This is a genomic window from Pacificoceanicola niger (assembly GCF_048553275.1).
Lineage (GTDB): Bacteria > Pseudomonadota > Alphaproteobacteria > Rhodobacterales > Rhodobacteraceae > Pacificoceanicola.
Genome location: NZ_JBLZMW010000009.1, coordinates 161743 through 182944 on the forward strand (window position 1 = coordinate 161743; position 21202 = coordinate 182944).

The 21202-nt window shown below is 65.0% G+C and carries 23 protein-coding genes; 13 read left to right on the forward strand and 10 right to left on the reverse strand.

Annotated elements, in window-relative coordinates:
• Window positions 1-308: 308 nt before the first annotated feature.
• From glmM to ACN2XU_RS13305, 6 genes are all read right to left on the reverse strand, one after another.
• Complete coding sequence (glmM, locus tag ACN2XU_RS13280; RefSeq protein WP_419410928.1) at window positions 309-1655, reverse strand: phosphoglucosamine mutase; 1347 nt, start codon at window positions 1653-1655, stop codon at window positions 309-311.
• A gap of 3 nt (window positions 1656-1658) precedes the next feature.
• The gene (gene folP / locus ACN2XU_RS13285; RefSeq protein ID WP_419410929.1) at window positions 1659-2675 is read right to left on the reverse strand and encodes a dihydropteroate synthase; all 1017 of its coding nucleotides are present in this window, start codon (window positions 2673-2675) and stop codon (window positions 1659-1661) included.
• A gap of 78 nt (window positions 2676-2753) precedes the next feature.
• The gene (locus ACN2XU_RS13290) at window positions 2754-3698 is read right to left on the reverse strand and encodes a dihydroneopterin aldolase (protein ID WP_419410930.1); all 945 of its coding nucleotides are present in this window, start codon (window positions 3696-3698) and stop codon (window positions 2754-2756) included.
• A gap of 101 nt (window positions 3699-3799) precedes the next feature.
• The gene (locus ACN2XU_RS13295) at window positions 3800-4420 is read right to left on the reverse strand and encodes a cell wall hydrolase (RefSeq protein WP_419410931.1); all 621 of its coding nucleotides are present in this window, start codon (window positions 4418-4420) and stop codon (window positions 3800-3802) included.
• Between the two features lie 98 nt (window positions 4421-4518).
• Window positions 4519-5703, reverse strand: coding sequence for a BaiN/RdsA family NAD(P)/FAD-dependent oxidoreductase (locus tag ACN2XU_RS13300; protein WP_419410932.1), 1185 nt, complete (start codon window positions 5701-5703; stop codon window positions 4519-4521).
• A gap of 167 nt (window positions 5704-5870) precedes the next feature.
• Complete coding sequence (locus ACN2XU_RS13305) at window positions 5871-7244, reverse strand: L-serine ammonia-lyase (protein WP_419410933.1); 1374 nt, start codon at window positions 7242-7244, stop codon at window positions 5871-5873.
• Window positions 7245-7583: 339 nt separating this feature from the next.
• Between ACN2XU_RS13305 and ACN2XU_RS13310 the strand changes: the two genes are divergently transcribed.
• From ACN2XU_RS13310 to ACN2XU_RS13350, 9 genes are all read left to right on the forward strand, one after another.
• Window positions 7584-8096 carry a hypothetical protein gene (locus ACN2XU_RS13310; RefSeq protein ID WP_419410934.1) on the forward strand — a complete coding sequence of 171 codons (513 nt, stop codon included), beginning with the start codon at window positions 7584-7586 and terminating at the stop codon, window positions 8094-8096.
• Window positions 8097-8358: 262 nt separating this feature from the next.
• Window positions 8359-9138, forward strand: a complete 780-nt coding sequence (gene rpiA, locus ACN2XU_RS13315; RefSeq protein ID WP_419410935.1) for a ribose-5-phosphate isomerase RpiA — start codon at window positions 8359-8361, stop codon at window positions 9136-9138.
• A gap of 4 nt (window positions 9139-9142) precedes the next feature.
• Window positions 9143-9616, forward strand: coding sequence for a hypothetical protein (locus tag ACN2XU_RS13320; RefSeq protein ID WP_419410936.1), 474 nt, complete (start codon window positions 9143-9145; stop codon window positions 9614-9616).
• A gap of 203 nt (window positions 9617-9819) precedes the next feature.
• Window positions 9820-11259 carry an FAD-dependent oxidoreductase gene (locus ACN2XU_RS13325; protein WP_419410937.1) on the forward strand — a complete coding sequence of 480 codons (1440 nt, stop codon included), beginning with the start codon at window positions 9820-9822 and terminating at the stop codon, window positions 11257-11259.
• Between the two features lie 76 nt (window positions 11260-11335).
• Window positions 11336-12499 (forward strand): FtsH protease activity modulator HflK, encoded by a 1164-nt coding sequence (hflK, locus tag ACN2XU_RS13330; protein ID WP_419410938.1) that lies wholly within the window; start codon window positions 11336-11338, stop codon window positions 12497-12499.
• 1 nt (window position 12500) lies between these two features.
• Complete coding sequence (gene hflC, locus ACN2XU_RS13335) at window positions 12501-13529, forward strand: protease modulator HflC (RefSeq protein ID WP_419410939.1); 1029 nt, start codon at window positions 12501-12503, stop codon at window positions 13527-13529.
• Complete coding sequence (locus ACN2XU_RS13340) at window positions 13526-13717, forward strand: DUF2065 domain-containing protein (RefSeq protein ID WP_419410940.1); 192 nt, start codon at window positions 13526-13528, stop codon at window positions 13715-13717. The genes hflC and ACN2XU_RS13340 overlap by 4 nt, the downstream gene beginning before the upstream one ends.
• A gap of 193 nt (window positions 13718-13910) precedes the next feature.
• Entirely contained in the window at window positions 13911-14768 is an 858-nt protein-coding gene (locus tag ACN2XU_RS13345; RefSeq protein ID WP_419410941.1) for an SHOCT domain-containing protein, read from the forward strand.
• A gap of 264 nt (window positions 14769-15032) precedes the next feature.
• Window positions 15033-16529: a DegQ family serine endoprotease gene (locus tag ACN2XU_RS13350; RefSeq protein ID WP_419410942.1), complete on the forward strand. Its 1497-nt coding sequence runs from the start codon at window positions 15033-15035 to the stop codon at window positions 16527-16529.
• A gap of 88 nt (window positions 16530-16617) precedes the next feature.
• On the opposite strand, the gene ACN2XU_RS13355 is transcribed toward ACN2XU_RS13350, so the two are convergent.
• From ACN2XU_RS13355 to ACN2XU_RS13365, 3 genes are all read right to left on the reverse strand, one after another.
• Window positions 16618-17547 carry a hypothetical protein gene (locus ACN2XU_RS13355; protein ID WP_419410943.1) on the reverse strand — a complete coding sequence of 310 codons (930 nt, stop codon included), beginning with the start codon at window positions 17545-17547 and terminating at the stop codon, window positions 16618-16620.
• A gap of 103 nt (window positions 17548-17650) precedes the next feature.
• A complete protein-coding gene (locus tag ACN2XU_RS13360; protein ID WP_419410944.1) occupies window positions 17651-18262 on the reverse strand; it encodes a peptidoglycan-binding domain-containing protein in 612 nt (203 codons plus the stop codon).
• 39 nt (window positions 18263-18301) lie between these two features.
• The gene (locus ACN2XU_RS13365) at window positions 18302-18682 is read right to left on the reverse strand and encodes an OB-fold nucleic acid binding domain-containing protein (RefSeq protein WP_419410945.1); all 381 of its coding nucleotides are present in this window, start codon (window positions 18680-18682) and stop codon (window positions 18302-18304) included.
• 122 nt (window positions 18683-18804) lie between these two features.
• On the opposite strand from ACN2XU_RS13365, the gene ACN2XU_RS13370 reads away from it, so the two are divergent.
• The 3 genes from ACN2XU_RS13370 (at window position 18805) to ACN2XU_RS13380 (ending at window position 20497) form a co-directional block, all read left to right on the forward strand.
• Window positions 18805-19128, forward strand: coding sequence for a 2Fe-2S iron-sulfur cluster-binding protein (locus ACN2XU_RS13370; RefSeq protein ID WP_419410946.1), 324 nt, complete (start codon window positions 18805-18807; stop codon window positions 19126-19128).
• A 70-nt stretch (window positions 19129-19198) separates the two neighbouring features.
• Window positions 19199-20011, forward strand: coding sequence for an FG-GAP repeat domain-containing protein (locus tag ACN2XU_RS13375; RefSeq protein WP_419410947.1), 813 nt, complete (start codon window positions 19199-19201; stop codon window positions 20009-20011).
• Between the two features lie 252 nt (window positions 20012-20263).
• Entirely contained in the window at window positions 20264-20497 is a 234-nt protein-coding gene (locus ACN2XU_RS13380) for a DUF6880 family protein (RefSeq protein WP_419410958.1), read from the forward strand.
• Between the two features lie 13 nt (window positions 20498-20510).
• On the opposite strand, the gene ACN2XU_RS13385 is transcribed toward ACN2XU_RS13380, so the two are convergent.
• On the reverse strand, window positions 20511-20906 hold the full coding sequence (locus tag ACN2XU_RS13385) for an RNA-dependent RNA polymerase family protein (protein ID WP_419410948.1): 396 nt from the start codon (window positions 20904-20906) through the stop codon (window positions 20511-20513).
• A 30-nt stretch (window positions 20907-20936) separates the two neighbouring features.
• Between ACN2XU_RS13385 and ACN2XU_RS13390 the strand changes: the two genes are divergently transcribed.
• Window positions 20937-21202 (forward strand): transposase (locus ACN2XU_RS13390; protein WP_419410949.1); only part of this gene is annotated, 266 nt, incomplete at its 3' end.

The following is a 21202-nucleotide window of genomic DNA, read 5'->3' on the forward strand; positions in this document are numbered from 1 at the left end:
AACCTGCGTTTGGTACGATTCGGCGCGGGTTTGGTACAAGACCCGGTTTTGGATTTTCGGGAATGGGGCTCCGTCACGGAATTCAACGAATTTGTGCGGAAAAGTGGTTAACGGGTTCGTTTTTCGCGGGCTGCGACCGGATTGACGTCTGTATGGTGTCGACAGTTTTGCGGGCAAAACTGCGACTTTGCCACCCGCCGAAAAAGCCGGGGGGCTGAGCCTGGAATGTTAGGGGTGTGGCGTCGACAGTTTTGCGGGAAAAACTGCGACTTTGCCACCGGCCGAAAAAGTCGGAGCTTTTTCGGCCTTTACCCCGCGACCGCTTTGACTTCTGCCACGATGCCGTCAACGACGCGGCTCAGCAGGGCCTCGTCCTCGCATTCGGCCATAACCCGGATCAGCGGCTCGGTGCCGGATTTGCGGATCAGCAGGCGACCGTGGCCTTTCAGGTCGGCCTCGGCGGAGGCGATGGCCTGTTGCACGGCGAGGGTTTCAAGCGGTGCCTTGCCCTTCGCATAACGCACGTTTTTCAAGAGTTGCGGCACCGGCTCGAAGCTGCGGGTCAGCTCGGAGGCCGGTTTCCCGGTGCGGACCATCTCGGCGAGGAATTGAAGGCCGGCCATGAGGCCATCGCCGGTGGTGGCGTAATCGGTCATGACGATGTGGCCGGACTGCTCGCCGCCGAGGTTGTAGCCATGGGCGCGCATCGCCTCGACCACGTAACGATCGCCCACCTTCGTGCGTTCGAGCCGCAGGCCGCGATCGTCCAGAAACCGTTCCAGCCCGAGGTTGGACATCACGGTGGCGACGAGGGCGCCGCCCTTGAGACGGTCTTCCTCGGCCCAGCGGGCGGCCATCAGCGCCATGATCTGATCGCCATCGGCGACCTTGCCGGTCTCGTCGATCAGGATGATGCGGTCGGCATCGCCATCGAGACAGATCCCCACATCCGCACCATGGGCCACCACGGTTTCGGCGGCGATCTGCGGCTTGGTCGAGCCGCACTCGGCGTTGATGTTCAGACCATTGGGCGCGGTGCCGACCGGGATGACATCGGCGCCAAGCTCCCAGAGCACCTCCGGCGCGGTCTTGTAGGCGGCCCCGTTGGCGCAGTCGATGACGACCTTGACGCCATCAAGGCGCATGCCGTGCGGCAGGGTGGATTTCACCCGCTCCTGATAGCGGAAGCGGCCATCGTCGATGCGTTTGGCGCGGCCGATGTTCTGCGGCGCGGCGGGGCGCGGGCCCTCGGTCACCAGCGCCTCGATGCGGGCTTCGACCTCGTCCGAGAGCTTGAAGCCGTCGGGGCCGAAAAACTTGATGCCGTTGTCATCGGCGGGGTTGTGCGAGGCGGAGATCATGATGCCGAGATCGGCGCGCATGGAGGGCGTCAACAGGCCGACGGCGGGCGTTGGCACCGGGCCGAGCAGCAGCACGTTCATGCCGGTGGAGGTGAGCCCGGCGGTGAGGGCGTTTTCGAACATGTAGCCGCTGAGGCGGGTATCCTTGCCGATCACAACGCGGTGCACGCCCTGGTGTTCGCGGCGGAAGTGGCGGCCCACGGCGGCACCGAGCATCAGCGCCATTTCCGGGGTCATCGGGTAGGTGTTGGCGGTGCCGCGCACGCCATCGGTGCCGAAGAGTTTGCGTGTCATGGTCTAATCCTCGTAGCCAAGGGTGATGGCGCGCCAGAGGCTCAGCGCCTGCGCGGTTTCGGTCACGTCATGCACCCGGATGAGTTGTACACCCTGTGCCGCTCCGGCCAGCGCCACGGCAACGGAGCCGGGCATACGGGCGGCGGCCGGGCTGCTGCCGCTGATCTTGCCGATGAAGCCCTTGCGGGACGCGCCGAGCAGGACCGGGCAGCCGATGCCGTGGAAGAGCGCCAGATTGCGCAGAAGGGTCAGGTTGTGCTGCAGGGTCTTGCCAAAGCCGATGCCGGGATCGACGAGGATGCGGCTGCGCGGGATGCCGATTTCCTCAAGCATGGCCACCTGCGCGGCGAGGAAGTCATAGACATCGAGCAGCACATCCTCGTAGCGCGGATTGTGGTGCATGGTTTCGGGATCGCCCTGCGCGTGCATGACACAGATCGGCAGGGCGTGATCCTTGCAATAATGCGCCAGCGCCGGATCGTATGTGAACCCCGAGACATCGTTGACCAGCGATGCGCCGGCGGTCACGGCGGCCTCTGCCACGGCGGTCTTGCGGGTGTCTATGGACATCGGCACGCTGATTTCGTGGCGCAGCGCCCGGATGACCGGTTCGACGCGGGCGATCTCGGCCTCGTCGGGCACGGTGACGGAGCCGGGGCGGGTGCTTTCGCCGCCGATGTCGATGATGTCCGCGCCAGCGTCTGCCATGCACAGGGCATGATTGAGCGCACGCGCGGCGATGTTGTGCTGGCCGCCATCGGAGAAGCTGTCCGGGGTCACGTTGAGGATGCCCATCAGGCGCGGCCTGTCGAAGACCATTCCGGCGATCGCGGCGCGCGGGGCGGCGATCCGGTCGCGCCAGTCCTGCGGGACCTGAGCGAGGGGGATTTGCGTGACCGCGCCGTCACGGGTGTGGTGGGCGGCATGGGTGAACCAGCCCGGCCCGCCCGCAACAGCCAGCGCGCCCTCCGGGCGCGGCGTTTCAAAGCGGATCAACGGACGAAAATAGTCTGTACACATGGCGGTTGACTGGCCTATTGACCTCGGGTTGGCAAGCGGGAATGCCGCGTGCCGCCCCCCGAATGCCGCGGCACCGGATCAGTTTTCGAAGATTTGCGCGCCCGGCGCAACGGCGCGCATGGGCAGGCCGCCGCCGTCCGGCAGGGCTTCGCCGATGACGACCAGCTCGCAGGCTTCCATTTCACCGGCGAACCAGGCGGCGAGGGCGACGCTGTCGCGTGGCTGGGCCTTGGGGCCTGCGGTGGCGTCGAGCACGATCTTGGACGGGGCCCAGACGCAAATCTGGCCGTTCTTCATCGCCCAGTCGAGTTCGGTGCGCGTGGCCACGACCTTGCAGCGGTGATCGCGCGCGGCGAGCATCCAGCCATTTTGTTCGATGGCCAGCAGGTCGATGCGGCGCTGGGTCATGGTGTGGCCGGTCTGCGGCGCGGGCAAGTCGGGACGGCCAACACAGAAGATCACCGGCGCGCGGCGCGCGGCGAGGGTGTCGATCCAGGCGCCGAGCTCCGGGTGGGCCATGGCGGCGTTGGAGATATAGACGATGCGCGGGTGCGGGCGCTCCTGTGCGGCGCCGTCCGCCAGCGTGTTCAGGTGCTCGCCGAAGTCGCGGCGGGTGCGGGCGATTTCGACCCCGAGGGCGCCGGGCCCCCGGTCGAGTTTCTCGATGCGCAGGAAGACGCGGGCGGCCTGGGGTTCGAGCAAGATGCGCTCGGCGACGCGTTCGGCCAGGGTTTCGAGCAGGTTGAGGCGCTCTGCGGCCAGTTCGTAGGCGATGGCTTCGGTGACGCGGTCGTAGGAGAGGATGCGGTCGACATCGTCCTCGATCGTGCCGGTCAGCGGGCTGACCTCGACCACGACGTTGAAGCGCAGGCGCTGTGTGGTGCCGCGTTCGGCCTGAAACGCGCCTATCTCTGCCGCGACGATGTGATCGCGCAGGCTGATGCGGTCGCGCGGATCGTCCCCGGCGGTGGCGATGGCGCGTTCGGATGGATGCGCGAAGGCGAGGCGGATGTCATCGGCCATGAAGAACTCCCGGTGGTCTGCGACGGTCTGGGCGTTTCAAACACGACCCGAGGTCCGTCCGCCCGGCGAAGGGCGTCCATTCATGGCGTCTTAACGACCAATCAGCGGCGATAGAACAGGTGAACGCCGATCTTTGCGGTCTTGCGGAACTTTTTTGCCCAGCTCGGACGCACGGCGGTGGTGTGGTAGAAGGTTGCGCCCTGGGTCAGCGTGCGCGGCCCGCCTTCGAGCATCAGCTTGGCGACCTTGCCGACGCGGTCCCATGCGGCCGGTTCGTTGATGTGTTCGGGGTGGCCGTCGCAGGTGTAGGTGAACTGGCAGGCGAATTTGCGCCCGGTGCCCTGATTGATGACAGCGCAGACCGAATTGGGATAGCGCGGGCTGTCGACACGGTTGAGGATGACCTCGGCGACGCCAAAAAGCCCCTTGGCGGTCTCGCCGCGCGCTTCGAAGTAGAGCGCCTCGGAGAGGCAGCGCCATTCCGGCCCGCCCTGGGCCCGCGGCTGGCGGGCAAGCCAGTCGTTGGAATAGCTGATGGACTTCGCCCCGGTGCCCATGTCAAGCGATGCGGGGGTCACGAGTTGGCTCAGATGCGCGGAACCGGCACGGCCAAGGGCCTTTTGCTCAAGCAGGTAAAGACGCTTGGCGGTGGTGTTCATCTCGGCGGTCGCGGGAATCGCGGGAATCGCTAGGAGTAGTGCCAGGGTTATCGCGCGCCACATCGGCTAGTCTCTCGTCACTGTTTCACGCCCCGGACGCGCGGTCCGGAACTCGTGCCCTATAGCCGAAGACTCATTTTGCGTAAAGTTTGAGCGATTTTTTAGGTTACCCGTGCGTCAATGTGTCGGCCAGCGGCGACGGCCGAGGACCATGCCCATTGGAAGTTGTAACCGCCGAGCCAGCCGGTCACGTCGAGCGCCTCGCCGATGAAATAGAGCCCCGGAACGCTGTCCGACATCATGGATTTGGAGCTGATGTCGTTGGTGGCGACGCCGCCCAGCGTGACTTCGGCGGTGCGGTAGCCTTCGGAGCCGGTGGGCTTGAGCGTCCAGCCGTGCAGCGTCTCGCTGAGGGCCGTGATCCGGCGGTCGGGCAGGTCGGCGAGATTGCCGGTGAGATCCATTTCCCCAGCCAGCAACCCGACAAGCCGCGCGGGCAGCAGGGCGGCAAGCTCGGTGGTCAGGGCGCGGCGGCCCTGCGCGCCGCGCTGCGCCTTGAGGTGGCTTTCGAGATCCTGACCGGGGGCGAGATCGAGCGCGATCTCCTCGCCCTCGCGCCAGTAGGACGAAAGTTGCAGGATCGCGGGCCCCGACAGGCCGCGATGGGTGAACAGCAGCGCCTCGTCAAAGCCGGTGCGGTCATTGAAGGCGCGGACCGGCAGCGAGACGCCGGAAATCGGGGAAAAGCGAGTCTTGTCAAAGGTTAGCGGCACCAGCGCGGGGCGGGTGTCGGTGACCGCATGGCCGAACTGGCGCGCGATGTCATAGGCAAGGCCGGTTGCGCCCATCTTCGGGATGGATTTGCCGCCGGTGGCGACGATCAGGTTTGTCGCGGTGACGGTCTCGCGCCGCCCCTCGCGGTCGAGCGCGGCGCGAAAGCGACCATCGCCGTGGGTCAGGCCCTTGAGCGCGGTCTGCAGCCAGAGCGTGGCCCCCGCCTTGTCCATCTCGTGGCGGAGCATGGCGACGATCTGCGTCGCTTTCCCGTCGCAAAAGAGCTGGCCCAGGGTTTTCTCATGCCAGGCGATGCCGTGCCTGCCGACGAGATCGAGGAAATCCCATTGCGTGTAGCGGGCGAGGGCGGATTTGTGAAAATGCGGGTTTTCCCCGAGGAAGGCGCCCGCGTCGCAGTGCATGTTGGTGAAATTGCAGCGCCCACCGCCGGAGATGCGGATTTTCTCACCCGGAGTCTTGGCGTGGTCGATCAGCAGCGTGTCCGGCCCGGCATGGGCCGCCGCCATGAGGCCCGCCGCCCCGGCACCGAGTATGAGCGTGTTCACATGCATGATCGCGGGGTGTCACTTTTGCTCTGTCCGCGCAAGAGGCTTGCACGGGCTTCGGTGGTGGTGCCGCGGTCCGGCCGCCGGGACGGAGGGCCGGGCGGCGCGGCGTCGGGAGTCTTCCTTGTCCAGGCATCCAAGACCGGGGTGTTTGCCCGCGTGCCCTGCGCGGCTCAGCAGTTGGGAATGTTCACCGCCAGCCCGCCCAGCGAGGTTTCCTTGTAGTTTTCGTGCATGTCGCGGCCGGTCTGGCGCATGGTCTCGATGGCGCTGTCGAGCGGGACGAAGTGCTGACCGTCGCCGCGCAGGGCGAGGCTGGCGGCGGAGACGGCCTTGATCGCGCCAAGGCCGTTGCGCTCGATACAGGGCACCTGCACCAAGCCCTTGACCGGGTCGCAGGTCATGCCAAGGTGATGCTCCAGTGCGATTTCCGCTGCGTTTTCAATCTGCTGTGGGGTGCCGCCCATGACGGCGCACAGCCCTGCGGCGGCCATGGCGGCGGCGCTGCCGACCTCGGCCTGACAGCCCGCCTCGGCCCCGGAGATCGACGCGTTGTATTTGACCAGACCGCCGATGGCGGCAGCGGTGAGCAGGAATTCGGGGATGCGGCTGCGCGCGGCGCCGGGCACGTGATCGATCCAGTAGCGGATGGTCGCGGGCACGACGCCCGCCGCGCCATTGGTGGGGGCGGTGACGACCTGCCCGCCGGCGGCGTTCTCTTCGTTGACCGCCATGGCGTATGTGCTCATCCAGTCGTTGATGGTGTGCGGCGCCGATTGGTTCATGCCGCGTTCGGCAAGCAGTTGTTCGTGGATCGCCCGGGCGCGACGGCGCACGTTCAGACCGCCGGGCAGGGTGCCGCTGCCTTCGAGGCCGCGCGTGATGCAACCGTCCATCACCTCCCAGATGCGGGCGATGCCGCTGTCAAGGTCTGCGGCGGGGCGGCGCGAGAGTTCATTGGCGCGCTTCATTTCGGCGATGGATTTGCCGGAGGTGGCGGCCATCTCCAGCATTTCGGTGGCGGATTTGAAGGGGAAGGGCACGGGGGCGCCGTCGTCCGTGTCCTTGCCTGCGGCAAGCTCGGCCTCGGTCAGGACAAAGCCGCCGCCGACGGAGTAGTAGGTTTCCTGTGCGATGACATCGCCCTGCGCGTCGAGGGCCATGAGGATCATGCCATTGGCGTGGCCGGGCAGGGCGGGTCCGAAATCGAATTTCAGGTCGGTGTCGGGATCGAAGCGCAGCGGCGAAAGATCAGGCGGGGTGAGCCGTTTGTCGGCGCGGATGCGGGCGAGGGTCTCGTCGGCCTGTCCGGCGTCGTAGGTTTCCGGGGTGAAGCCCGCAAGGCCGAGCACCGTGGCGCGGTCCGTGGCGTGGCCGACGCCGGTGAAGGCGAGCGAGCCGTGCAGCGAGGCCTTGACCCCGTGGGCCGTGAAGGGGGCGGCACGCAGGCGGTCGAGGAATTTTGCCCCGGCCACCATGGGGCCCATGGTGTGCGAGGAGGACGGGCCGACGCCGACCTTGAACATGTCGAAAACCGAAAGGAACATATGTGCCTCTTGTTTGCTGTTGCGCCCTTGATAGGGGCGGAAGGCGGGGAAATGCGAGCCGAAAGCGACGTGGCGCCGGTGCGGTGCGTCACGGGGCGCTTGCTTTGAGCGGCGGATCCTTCGGGCAGAGACGGGCGCGGGACAGTTCTCGAAGGCGCGGGCCACGACGCGGGCGGGAAAAGCGGCGCGGTCGGACCGTTCTGCCGGTGCGGGATGGCACGCGCTGCGTCGAATCGCCGGAGGTTTGTGTGGTCCTCCGCGCGGGGTCTCGGGCGAAGGGCGGGTAGCCGGTCCACGCAGGCAAGCCGCCGCGGGCTGTGATGAAATCCTGCCGGACCGATGGCTGAAGTCATGGAAATGACGCGCTGTTTCGAGGGTGTGACGCAAAAGGGCGTCACACCGCATTTCGAGGATTTCATGCGCCCCCCTTTCTTCCCCCGCGCCGCTGGAGCGGTGGCCGGTCTTGCCTTTGCCGTGAACAAGGGCTCGTCGCTCGCGGCCGATCCGATGCCGGAAGTCCAGGTGGAGAAGTCCGTTTCGACCGGAACCGTTATGTGGAATTTCGCCATTGATGCCACGAATGTGGCCTGGTCTGCGATGGTGCTCGATGGCACCGGGTACATTTGCGGTGCCTGCAGCAGCACCAAGGCCACGCGCCCCAACCGCGAAGGTCTGCGCAAGTCCTGGATCAAGGCTGACGGCAAGAAAGTCCTGCGCAGCCTGAGTATCTTCAACACTGAGGGCGTCGCGGCGGATCTGTCGAAAGCCAGGGCGCGCTGTAAGCCGGTCAATGTCGCCAATCCGAAAGCGAGGTTCGCGATCGGCCTCGATCCGAAGCGGGCGCGGCTGTAATCGGATGACCGGACGGGTCGGGAGGGGCTTGAGGGGTGGCTGGCCGTGCTGAAACGGCCCTGTGTGCCGGTCTCCGCTGGCCGTGCTGAACAGCCCTGCGTGCCGGTCGCCGACGGTTGCGCCAATCAGGCGTCCCTGCGATCCCGCTGGCACAGGGTCAGAGCCAAGGCTGGTGACAGCGCGTACTCGCGGCGATTTGGCGCTCGCCTGCACCGGTTGCTGGCCTTATAACCTGCGGGGAATCTTAGAGAGGACCCGCGCAATGACCGAACTTTCCCCCATCGACAAGGCCAAGTTCGTGGCGGCCAAGCGCGCCGCCGAGTTCGTGGAGGACGGGATGCGCGTGGGGCTTGGCACCGGATCGACCGCCGCCTGGCTGGTGCGGTGCCTCGGCGAGATGGTGCGCGAGAGCGGGCTGCGCATTCGCGGTGTGCCGACCTCGACGCGCACCGCCGATCTGGCGCGGGATGTGGGGATCGAGGTGATTTCGCTCGATGAGGCCAAGTGGCTCGATCTGACCATCGACGGGGCCGACGAGTTCGACGCCAATCTCAGCCTGATCAAGGGCGGCGGCGGCGCATTGTTGCAGGAAAAGATAGTTGCGACGGCCTCCGACCAGATGGTGGTGATCGCCGATGCGGCGAAGGAGGTTGAGCACCTCGGGAGCTTTCCGCTGCCGGTGGAGGTGATCCCCTTCGGCTGGCAGACGACACAGACGCTGATCGAGGAGACGCTGGTTTCCATGGACGTGATGGGCCGCCAGACCAGCCTGCGGATGAACGGCGACCGGGCCTATGTCACCGACGAGGGCAACCATATCCTCGATCTGCACCTGAGCCGGATCGGCCACCCGCGACAGATCGCCATGGTGCTCAACCAGATCCCCGGCGTGGTGGAAAACGGTCTGTTCATCGACATCTGTGATCAGGTGGTGATCGGCTATGGCGATGGCCGTGTCGAGGTGCGGGACGTGAACAATGGCACCGTGTCCGAGGGCCGGGTGGATTTTGTCGAGGACGGCAATCTGTTCAAGGATATCTGAGGCCGTGCGTGGCCGTGATCTGTGCCTTATGGCCGCCTATCATCAGCTTTATATCATGGATCACGCGGCGGTGGAGATCGCGGCGGAGCGCTGGTCCACTGATGATCTGGTGCGCAAGGCGGTGTTCGGGGGCGATCATCTGATCGTGTTCACGGCGCGCGCCATGGATGTGCCGCTGCGGGTGGAGGTTCTGCCCGAAGCGCCGCCGCTGGAGTTGACCGGGTGGGATCACATCGTGGATGGCGCGTTTCGTGCGGGGGCGGGATCGGCCATCGTCATGGGCTGCATGGATCATGAGCCGGATGCGGCGCGGCTGCCGCTGGCGCCGGGGGTCTACCGGGCGCGGGTGAGCATGGCCGGGCTTGACAGCCTGTCCGAGGATGGTCTGGACGGCGAGGACCGGTATCGCGTGCAACTGTGGCCCGGACCGTGGCAGGCCGTGCGGGTGCGGCGCATGCACGAGCCGGAGGCGGGATAGCGGGCGCGGTGTTTGCGTGTGGCGTCTGTGCGTGCGACGCGGTCGGGGCCGGGCAGACCCGCGCGTAGGCCGGGGCCGTGCCCCGGGCATGGTCGTGACGGGGCTATGTTACAGGACTTCACCGTGTTGTCAGGCCGGTAGCGGCTGGCCAAGGCTGGCCCCATGTGAAATACCCCAAGGGCAAGACGGTTGAGGGACGACCCATGAGTGAATTCGACTATGATCTTTTCGTGATCGGCGGCGGCTCCGGTGGCGTGCGCGCGGCGCGGGTTGCGGCGGGAGAGGCGGGCGCGAAGGTCGCGCTTGCCGAAGAGGACCGCTATGGCGGGACCTGTGTCATTCGCGGCTGTGTGCCGAAGAAACTGATGGTATTCGCCAGTGAATACGCCAGTGCCGCCAAGGAGGCGCGGGCCTATGGCTGGGACATGGCGGATGGCGATTTCCACTGGGACCGGTTCAAGGAGAAGCTGGAGACCGAACTGGACCGGCTGGAGGGCGTCTACCGCAAGCTGCTCAAGGGCTCGGGGGTCGAGACCTTCGATGCGCGGGCGACGCTGAAGGATGCGCATACGGTCGCGTTGTCGACCGGCGAGGTGAAGACCGCCAAGCATATCCTGATCGCCACCGGAGGACGCCCGGTGCGGCCCGATCTGCCGAATGCGCATCTGGGCATGGTGTCGGATGACATCTTCCATCTCGATGCGCTGCCCAAGCGGGTTCTGATCGTCGGCGGCGGCTATATCGCCTGTGAGTTTGCCTGCATTCTCAACGGGCTGGGCGTCGAGGTGACGCAGTATTATCGCGGCGCGCAGATCCTGCGCGGCTTTGACGAAGAAGCCCGCGGGCTGATCGCCGAGAGCATGGCGCAGCGCGGCGTGGACCTGCATGTGGGCACGGACATTGTCGACATGCACTGCGAGGAAGACGAGGACGGGCTGACCGCGCCGGTGGAGGTCACGCAATACGGGGCCAAGGGCGTGGAGGAGGTCCGCGAGGTCGGCAAGCCGATCCGGGTCAAGGCCACCAACGGCAAGACGCGCGAATTCGATGCGGTGTTCTTTGCCACGGGGCGGCGGCCCAACAGCGATGAGTTGGGGCTGGAGGCGCTTGGCATCGAGATCGGCCGCAAGGGCGAGATCAAGGTCGATGGCTACAGCCAGACCGCCGTGCCGTCGGTCTATGCCATCGGGGACGTGACGGACCGGGTGAACCTGACCCCGGTTGCGATCCGCGAGGGCATGGCCTTCGTCGAGACGGTGTTCAAGGGCAACCCGACCGAGGTCGATCACGACCTGATCCCCAGCGCGGTCTTTACCCAGCCGGAGCTTGGCACCGTGGGGCTGAGCGAGGAGGCGGCGCGCGATCAGGAAGAGATCGAGGTCTACAGCACCTCGTTCCGGCCCATGCAGACCGCCTTTGCCGAGGGCGAGGGCCGGGTCTTGATGAAACTGATCGTCTCGAAGGCGACGCGCAAGGTTCTAGGCTGTCATATTGTCTCACCCGGAGCGGGCGAGCTGATCCAGATGGTCGGGATTGCCGTAAAGATGGGGGCAACCAAAGAAGATTTCGACCGGACCGTGGCGGTGCACCCGACCATGTCCGAAGAACTGGTAACAATGCGAAACCCGGTCAGAACCGCTTGAAACGCACGAAAATGTGCACAGATTAGAGCGTAAGCAGACCAACCGAAAAAAGACCAAGAAGGAAGGAACGGACTTCATGGCAGGAAACAGCGGCGGCCCCTGGGGGGGCGGCGGTGGCTCGAACGGGGGAGGCGGACAGCGTCCCCCGCAGGGCGGCGGAGGCGGCGGCGGTGGCCGGCGTCCCGAAGACAGCCAGATCCCCGAGATCGACGAGCTGATGAAAAAGGGTCAGGAGCGCCTGCGCGTGCTGATGGGAGGCAAGGGCGGTGGCTCGGGTCGTCCCAATGGCATGGGCGGTGGCGGCCAGGGGCCGAATTTTGGCCGTGGCACCATTGGCCTCGGCGTTGTGGCGTTGCTGGCGATCTGGGCCTTTGGCAGTTTCTACACCGTGCGGCCAGAAGAGCAGTCGGTCGAGCTGTTCCTTGGGGAATATTCCAGCACCGGCAATCCCGGTCTGAATTTCGCACCGTGGCCTTTCGTGACCTATGAGGTCGTGAACGTGACCTCCGAGCGGACCGAGAACATCGGTGGCGGCCGGGCGGGCAACGATGGTCTGATGCTGACCACGGACGCCAACATCGTGGACATCGAATTCCAGGTGGTCTGGAACATCAACGATCCGGCCAACCTGCTATTCAACATTCGTGACCCCGAGCTGACCGTTCAGGCCGTGTCTGAATCGGTGATGCGCGAGATCATCGCGGCGTCCAACCTCGCCCCGATCCTGAACCGGGATCGTGGTCTGATCGCGGATCAGGCGATGGAGCAGATCCAGGCGACGATGGACGAGTATGACAGCGGGATTTCCATCGTCCGGGTCAACCTCGAAGGGGCCGATCCGCCCCGCGAAGTCATCGACGCGTTCCGCGAAGTGCAGGCCGCCGAGCAGCAGCGCGACCGTCTGGAACGTCAGGCCGACGCCTATGCCAACCGTGTGGTTGCCGAGGCGCGTGGTCAGGCGGCGCAGACCGTGCAGGAGGCCGAAGGCTATCGCGCGCAGGTCGTGAACAACGCCCTGGGTGAGGCCAGCCGGTTCAGCTCCGTGCGCGAGGAATACGTGAAGGCGCCCGAAGTGACCCGCCGCCGTCTCTATCTTGAGACGATGGAAAAGGTGCTGGGGGACGTGGACAAGATGATCCTCGACCAGTCGCTCACAGGCAGTTCGGGTTCCGGCGGGGGCGTCGTGCCTTATCTGCCGCTGAACGAGCTGGGTCGCCGTACGACGTCGGAGGGTAACTGATATGCGCAAGACAACCTATATTCTTCCCGCGCTGGTGATCCTTCTGGTGGTCTTCCTGTCGTCGATCTTTGTGGTCGATGAGCGGGAAAAGGCGCTGGTCCTGCAATTCGGCCAGATCAAGGCCGTCAAGGAAGAACCGGGGCTGGCCTTCAAGATCCCGCTCATTCAGGAGGTTGTTCGCTACGACGACCGTATCCTGAGCCTCGATACGGAGACCATCGAGGTCACGCCGTCCGATGACCGCCGTCTGGTGGTCGACGCCTTCGCCCGCTATCGCATCGCCGATGTGGTGCGGTTCCGTCAGGCCGTTGGCGTTGGCGGTCTGCGCACGGCGCAGGACCGTCTGAGCTCCATCCTCAATTCGCAGATCCGCGAAGTGCTGGGTGCCGATCAGGTGACGTCTGACACGATCCTGTCGGAGGATCGCCGCGAGCTGATGAACCGGATTCGCGACCAGTCGCGCAGCGAGGCACTGTCGCTGGGTCTGGACGTGGTGGACGTGCGCCTCAAGCAGACCAACCTGCCGGCGCAGAACCTTGAAGCGACCTTTGCCCGGATGCGCGCCGAGCGTGAGCGGGAAGCGGCGGACGAGATCGCCCGTGGTAACGAGGCGGCGCAGCGGGTTCGCGCGCTTGCCGACCGGACCGTGGTCGAGACCCTTTCCGAAGCCGACAAGGAAGCCAACGTCACACGCGGTGAAGCGGACGCGGAACGCAACGGCATCTTTGCCGAAGCCTATGGCGCGGATGCGGAGTTCTTCGCGTTCTACCGGTCTTTGCAGGCCTATGAGAACGCGCTGCAGGGTGGCAATTCGACCATGGTCATGACGCCGGACAGCCAGTTCTTCGAGTACTTCAAGAGCGAGAACGTGGGCGTCACGTCGCAGTTCGGTGCCGACGGCACCGGCACACCGACGCAGGACGCGGTCGAGGAAAACGCCGAAGACAATTCTGAGGCAGCGCAGCAAGCCGACGCCCCCGAGGCCGTCACACCCGAAGCGACGGTCGACCCGGCACCCGTTTCGGAATGACCGGATCGGACATACTTATGGGGATCGGAATGGTCCTCGTGATCGAGGGGCTGGTGTACGCACTGGCCCCTTCGCTTGTGGAGCGCCTGCTGGAGGTGCTGCGCGAAATGCCGCTGGAGGCGCGGCGCACCCTGGGGTTTCTGACGCTGGTCACGGGGCTGATCGTGCTCTGGTTCGCGCGGGCCTGAGGGCGGGCAGCCGGGCCGGCGCGGCCCCGGACCATCTGAACCCGGTCCGCGCCTCGAATGCCGCGACACCGGGCGCCCGGCCAGATCTGTGCCGGGGACCGGAGATTTCCATCTGTAGCAGTGGTTTCGCGGGCACGGACGTGTTACGCGCGACTCAAAACAGCCTTCCCGCATTTCATCCAAGGATTGCCTCATGTCCCGCCTCACCTCCGAAGGCACCGCCATCGCCACTGAAATTGCCGCGCGTTACGGGGTGTCCGTCGATGCCGTGGAAACGCTCATGGTGGCGGTCGCCAATGGTCAGGGCCAGCAGGCGCAGTTCAGCCATCCCGATCTGGGCGGCATGGGGCAGTGGTCCATGGGCGGCATGACCATGGTGGGCGATATGTTCAACAACGGGCTGAAGGCGACGGTGGACGGGCTGTGCACCGAGATCTCCGGCGTTCTGGCGCAAAAGCGGGTGTTTCAGCCAAGCCCCTATGCGCAGCCGTCGGGCGGGATGCAGAGCCAGTCGCAGGGCAACGGGTCGAGCCTGTTCGTGCCGGGCGGCGCGGGCTATGGCGGCACCTGGTGGCCCGAGGCGCTTGGCCAGGCCAGCTCGACCGGCACGCAGAACGCCATGCGCTATGCGATCTTTCCGCAAAGCCGCCGTTTGGCCATCGGGCTGGGCGACCGGGTGGAGATCTACGACACCGGCGATCACCAGATCGGCGGCGTCTCGCAGCAGCAGGGCGGCGATCAGTCGCTGACCTTCACCAGTCAGCTTGGGCTGGTGCGCTTGTCGGACCTGCGCGAGGTGCGCGAGGCCTCGATGGTGGACCATGTGCAGCAGGCGGTCGAGCCGCCGTCGCAGCCCGTGGCCGAAGGGGCCCCAGAGCCAGAGCCCGAAACAGAGACCTCCGTCAACGTCCCGCAGGCGTCCCGGAGCGGCAGCGGCCATGGCGATGAGATCATCGCCCTGATCCGGAAGCTCGCCGACCTGCGCGATGCCGGTATCCTGACCGACGCGGAGTTCGAGGCGAAGAAGGCGGAGCTTCTGGCGCGGCTGTGATCCGCAGCGCCGGCGGCGGCCTGCGGTTCCGGGCGTGTCGGGCGGTCTGTTCACGGCAGGATACCGGGCGTTCGATGGCGTCCGGCCAAGCAGGGCAGGGCGCGCACCGCCCGATCGGCTGATTTGTTCCATCACCGGGCTATCACGCTTGCTTGAGTTGAGCATTTCGCGCCTTTGGTGTTGCGTCAAAGTCCCTATCTTTGACACACTGGCTTACAGGAGGCAGGCGGCAGCGGACGGGAGTGCGCGCGCCGACTGGCAGATATGAAGGAGTTCCAAGTGAAACCTCAAACCCAAGCATTGACAGCAGATCAGGCAACCCCGCTCAGGGTGTTCTGGCTGACGACGTTGTCGATGGTGCTTATTCTTTCGCAAACGCTGATGGCCCATGCCCGTGGCGCGCCGGAGACATTTGCCGACCTCGCCGAGACCATCAGCCCGGCGGTTGTCAACATCACCACCACGACCACCGTCGCCGGCCGCACCGGTCCGCAGGGGATCGTGCCCGAAGGCTCGCCCTTCGAAGATTTCTTTCGCGAGTTCCAGGACCGCCAGGGGCCCAACAGCGACCGCCCGCGTCGCTCTTCGGCACTTGGCTCCGGCTTTGTCATTTCCGAGGACGGCTACATCGTCACGAACAATCACGTGATCGAAGGCGCCGACGAGATCATGATCGAGTTCTTTGAAGGTCAGGAGCTGCCCGCGCAGCTGATCGGCACGGACCCGAACACCGATATCGCTTTGCTGAAGGTGGAGGCCGAGGCCCCGCTGAAATTCGTCAGCTTCGGTGACAGCGATCTGTCCCGTGTCGGCGATTGGGTCATGGCCATGGGCAACCCGCTGGGGCAGGGCTTTTCCGTCTCCGCAGGCATCGTTTCGGCGCGCAACCGCGCTCTGAGCGGCACCTATGACGACTACATCCAGACCGACGCGGCGATCAACCGGGGCAACTCCGGCGGCCCGCTGTTCAACATGGACGGCGAGGTGATCGGCGTGAACACCGCAATCCTGTCGCCCAATGGCGGCTCGATCGGCATCGGCTTTTCCATGGCGTCGAACGTGGTGACGAAGGTCGTGGACCAGCTGAAGGAATTCGGCGAGACCCGCCGTGGCTGGCTCGGGGTGCGTATTCAGGACGTGACCGATGATGTGGCCGAAGCGCTGGGTCTCGAAAAGGCGGCGGGCGCCCTTGTGTCCGACGTGCCCGAAGGTCCGGCCAAGGAAGGCGGCATGCTTGCCGGTGACGTGATCCTCAGCTTCGACGGCGTCGATGTGATTGACACCCGCCAGCTGGTGCGCGTCGTGGCCAACACGCAGGTCGGCAAGACCGTGCGCGTCGTGGTCAACCGCGAAGGTGAGACCGAGACCCTCAAGATCACGCTTGGCCGCCGCGAAGAGGCGGAAGGCGCCGTGCCCGCGTCGATGTCCGGCGAGGACATGGAAGAAGGCCCGGCCAGCGCCGACATCATGGGACTGACGTTGCAGCCGCTCTCCGATGAGCTGCGCAGCGAGCTTGAGCTTGAAGACAGCGCCCGGGGTCTTGCGGTGATGGCCGTGGATGAAACCGCGGAGGCCTTTGAAAAGGGTCTGCGTCCCGGCGATCTGATCACCGAGGCGAGCCAGAGCCAGGTGCTGACCATCGAGGACCTTGAGGCGCGCGTCGAGGAGGCCAGGGAGGCCGGGCGCAAGTCCATCCTGCTGCTGGTCCGTCGCGGCGGCGACCCGCGCTTCGTGGCATTGAGCCTTGAGGCGAGCGAGTAAACAAAGCCGGTCCGAGGGGACCTGCGAAGAAATGGGGCGCTCCTTCGGGAGCGCCCTTTTTCGTCGGGACGAGTCTTGTCGTGTGCGTTCAGAGCATTCGCAAGGTGCGGGCCGTTACCTTTTTGTCGCTCATGCTGAAGGATGCGGTGGCAAAGTGATCGAAGGTCTCCGCAAAGGTCACGGTAGCCCCGGTGGCCTTGCGGGTGTCCACGCTCACCGTCTGATCGGCCCAGGCGGTTTGCGTGTTGATGACCGCCGCAAGGCGCCCGGCCTTGTAGTCACGCATCATGTCGGAAACCATGCCCTTGCGCTTTCCGTGCAGGATCACCTGCCCGGTGGCGCGGCGCAGGTCATAGGCGCGTTGCTGATCCTCTTCGGAGGCCCCGGTCAGCTTGAGCAGGGCCGCGCCTTTCAGAGCCTCGATCTCCAGACGCAGCCGTTCCGGCTCCAGCATGGTATCGACGAGCACGCCGACCGCGCGCCCGACAAGACCGTCGCGTTGTTTGTCGGTCATGGCGGGATCGGCCGCCGCAACGGAGGATTGCAGCCGTGTCAGACTTTCCCCGAAGGCCGTTTTCTGTTCGGTGAACCGGTCCGCCGCGGCGACGAGAAAGGGCTGATCCTGTGCCTCGGCCTGTGTGCGCAAATCGGACAGCCTGTGCGGTTTGCCATCCTCGGCCTGTGCCGGCAATCCGAGCGCTTTTGCCATGACGGAGGTCAGTTGCGCCTCGACGGTGTCAAAGATTTCCCTGCCGCCGCTTTCGAGATGATCGAGCATGTCACGGGCGAGATCCGTGCCGGTTTTCGGCTGGCGCGCGGCACTGTCCAGCAGCGGGTCATCGTAGGTGCCCAGCGGGCTTTCGCCGAGGCGAAGCTCAGCCCCGCGAACCTCGGTCGGGCCATATGGGTTGCTCGGGGTCAGAGTGACCGTGGTGACCTGCATGGCTCTGCGCCCGCGCTGGGTTGCGGAGAGGGAAGCAGAGAAAGCAGACAGGGAAGCGGCAATGGCATAGGTCATAAAGAGCTCCGGATCGACTCTCAAAGCTATGCGCCGCTGGTTAATCCGGCGCAAAGCATCCCGCGCTTTTTGCCTCGGATTTTAGCGGGCCGGGCCCTGCCGGTCAGCCCGCGCCGACCGAGACGAGGCCGAGCGACCGGGCGGTTTCGAGCGAGAGCTGCGCGCTGTCGAGGCCGCGGTCCGCCTGGTAGCGTTTCACGGCGGCAGAGGTGGTTGCGTCGAACCGTCCGGTGACGTTGCCGGAAAAATAGCCGCGCGCACCGAGGGCGCGCTGCAGCGAGGCGATGAACTCCGGCGTCATGGCCTCCGGGCAGGGCGCTTCGAAGCTGATTTCGGCGCGCGGGCGCACGATGCGCGGCACCGGGGCCTTGCGGTAGATCGGCGGGCGCAAAACAGTGCCGTCGGGGGCGATTTCGGCCTGCACCACCTGCACCTCTCCCATCACCTGTTCGTAGATCGCGGGGGTCTCTTCGCGGGCGCGGCAGATCCGTGGCGTGGCCAGGGAGTCGCGGGCCGGTTGCGCCGGTTTCACAGGGTTCAGACGCACAGGCGCCGCCTCCGAAAGCGGCCGCAGGGCGCTGTCGACGGAGGCTTCGATGGCGGAAATGGCAAGCGCGTCGGATGAGGCCGGCACAGCGGTGTTGCTGCTCAGCTGGCCGCCGCCGGCACAGGCACCAAGGGCCAGCACCGCGAGGGGGACGAGGGGAAACTTCATCTGCTCGGGCCTCTTGCGTGCCTTGTCTGAGGCCGCAGGTTAGCCGTTTGTGCCGTCCGAGGGAAGCGCCGGATCAAGAAGCCGGTCCAGCAGTTGCGAGATATCCTCAATCTCCTCGGCGATGATATGCACGACATCATTCTCGCGCTGCAGCCTGCCGGTGACGCGCAGCAGCCGTCCGGAGATCACGGCCCGGCGAAAACGCTCGTAAAGCTTGCGCCAGACGATGATGTTGACCACGCCGGTCTCGTCCTCCAGCGTCAGGAAGATCACGCCCTTGGCGGTGCCGGGGCGTTGGCGCAGAATCACAAGCCCCGCGACGGTCACGCGGGCCCCATTCGGGGGCAGCATTGTCTGCGTGGCGGTGAGCGCCGAGGGCGGGCGCGGCCAGGTATTGTCCGGGTTTGCGCTGTACGTCATGGAACAAGTGTAGAACATTTACCGGGAGGCGGGAAGGGCCCCTGCGGCGTCGCAAAAGGGGCTGGCAGCGGGGCGACTGCGGTATTAGGTAGTGACGCGAAGACGAGACAGGAGCTGCTGGCATGGCAAAGATCACCTATATCGAGCACAACGGAACCGAACATGTTGTGGAGGTCGCCTCCGGGCTGACCGTGATGGAAGGCGCGCGGGACAACAACATCCCCGGCATTGACGCGGATTGTGGCGGAGCTTGTGCCTGTTCGACATGCCACGTCTATGTGCACCCCGACTGGGTCGAGAAGCTGCCGGCGCGCGATGACATGGAAGAGGATATGCTGGATTTTGCCTTCCAGCCGGACCCCGCCCGCTCGCGCCTGACCTGCCAGCTCAAGGTGAGTGATGCGCTCGACGGGCTGATCGTGCAGATGCCCGAAAAGCAGATCTGACATGCCGGGAAGGGCGCCGCGTCGGCTGTTGTGCGGGTGGGTCGGACGGGCCCGCGGCGCAGGTCTGACGATGGCGCTCTTGCTGGGCGTGTCCGGCGCGGGGGTGTCGGCCTGTGAGGCCATCGGCGATGGCCACGGTTTGCCCGGGCGGTATGCCGAGGCGGATGTGACCAACGCGAAACCCGGCGGCGGACGGCATGAAAGCTGGGCTCCGCATGGGGCGCGTCTGACGATGCACGCCGGCTTTGATCAACTGACCGACGAATACGGACATGGGATCCTTGGCGCGCTTCGCGATGCGAAAGTGCTGACTGTTCACTTGCGCCTGCCGGGAGATGCGCGGATCACTTGTCCCAAGGGTGTTCAGCTTCCCGAGGGGCAGGTCTTCGAGGATATCGCGCCGCGTCTGGCCGACCTGAACGGTGACGGGCTTCCGGAGATCATTGCCGTGCGCTCTACCGTGCGTGGCGGTGCGTCCCTGGTGGTGTTTGACCGCATGGGCCGGGAACTGGCAGCAACGCCGCCGATTGGTCGGCGCAACCGCTGGCTGGCGCCGGTTGGCGTCGCGGATCTGGATGGCGACGGGTTGGTAGAGCTGGCCTATGTCGATCGCCCGCATCTGGCCAGAATCCTGCGGGTTTGGCGTTTCGAGAAGGGCTCGCTTCGTGAGGTGGCAGCCTTGGAAGGGTACAGCAATCATCAGATCGGTTGGGACGTCATTGCGGGGGGGCTGCGGGAGTGCGGTACGGGCCCGGAGATGATCGTTGCGGACGCCGAGTGGACAAACGTGCGAGCGGTGCGTCTTCGGGCGGACCGGCTCGAAAGCCGCGATCTTGGAGCTTATAGCCCTGCGGCCATCTCGGCTTTCATGGACTGCCAATAGGGGCGCTGCCCCTCGGCGTTTGGCCTCACCCCGGGATATTTTGGGACCAGTGAGAAGGGCTGCCAGGGCGATCCATGGCAGGCTTTGGGAAGTCTGAAACGTCGCGAATCTATGACTCAATCAACCGCTAAATTCTGAAGAAGTGACAGTTCCAAGTCATGCCATTTTAACCCAAACGTCAATCATTTATGACCCAACCGGCGGCATCAGTGTATAGTCTGGCCGACGGTTCGAAGGAGCATCGGCTCAAACCTGCAGGTCGCCTATGGGCACGGCGCAAAATACCATGTGAAGCTGGCAGTGCTGGCTCGAGAAACGAACGCCATGCGCCCCGGCACAATGGCCGACCACGCAGCCTATCTTGCCAAGCTCAAGAAAACCCATACTCGCAAATCTGGATTCTGGGCGCGCGTCGGTGACACGGATGCGAAAACGCCACAAACAAGTGGGGTTCGTAGCCCTGTGTGGAACAAAGATGATGGTTAACGGCCCATGCCGATTATTCAATCGGCTCCAAACAATGGTCGGCTTTGAGTTCTTCAAATTTTCGGGTTTTCAACTTGTTTCCGCTGAGAAAAGCGCCCGCGATTTGATTGTCGATCCGCTGCTGAAGCTTTGGGTTCGTCGTCTTGGCGCGCTCCTGCATCAGCTCGGCAAGCCGCTTCAGTTGGCGATTGGGAAGGTGTGTAGCGCTATCCTTTACAATGACCCCTGTGATATCAGCCGGGGCGTTCATCAGGCTGACTTCCTTTGACGCCTTTGACCGTAGCCCGTTTCCAAAGATAAGCTTTTTGATCTCCCAGATCAGCGCCTTGGGTACTACAACGCCAGAGATAGTTATGTCATCTGCATAGAGGCTTAGGGTCAGGATGCATTGATTTCGCTCGAATAGCATGATTCACGGCTTCGAAAACGGAGCGGTGACATGAGCGATCTCTTCTGGCTGAGCGACGCGCAGATGGCACGTCTGGCTCCCTTCTTTCCCAAGTCACACGGGAAGCCTCGGGTTGATGACAGACGCGTCTTGAGCGGCATTATATTCATCAATCGCAATGGCTTGCGTTGGCGGGATGCGCCGAAGGAATACGGTCCGCACAAGACGCTCTACAGCCGGTGGAAGCGTTGGAGCGAGAAAGGCATCTTCGCGCAGATGATGGTCGGCCTGGCTGCCGAACACGGCGAGGAAAAGAC